Raw genomic sequence first — 276 nt, forward strand, 5'->3', positions numbered from 1 at the left:
AAGAGACAGGTTCTATATGGTGCTGCCGGCAATCATGGCCTACGTGATCTACCGCTTGAATCCAACAAAAAAAGAGAAGCCGTATGTCACGACTCCTCATCACGAAGCGCATTGAGTATATCTGCAGCTAATTTTTCACCTATCGAAAGGGGCTTAAAGTCTTCGACTGAAGCCTCTTTTATTTTTTTGATCGAGCCGAAATGCTTCAGCAGCAGCTTCCGCCGCTTCTCGCCGATGCCCGGGATCGAGTCCAGCTTGGACGAAACCATCGATTTG

The 276-nt window shown here is 48.2% G+C and carries 1 protein-coding gene; it reads right to left on the reverse strand.

Features of this window, described 5'->3' with window-relative positions; genetic code table 11:
* Nucleotides 1-86: 86 nt before the first annotated feature.
* A partial coding sequence (locus ACSNOG_RS33295) for a helix-hairpin-helix domain-containing protein (RefSeq protein ID WP_436756402.1) occupies nucleotides 87-276 on the reverse strand: 190 nt, incomplete at its 5' end.

This window comes from Streptomyces sp. URMC 124 (assembly GCF_051386455.1).
Lineage (GTDB): Bacteria > Actinomycetota > Actinomycetes > Streptomycetales > Streptomycetaceae > Streptomyces.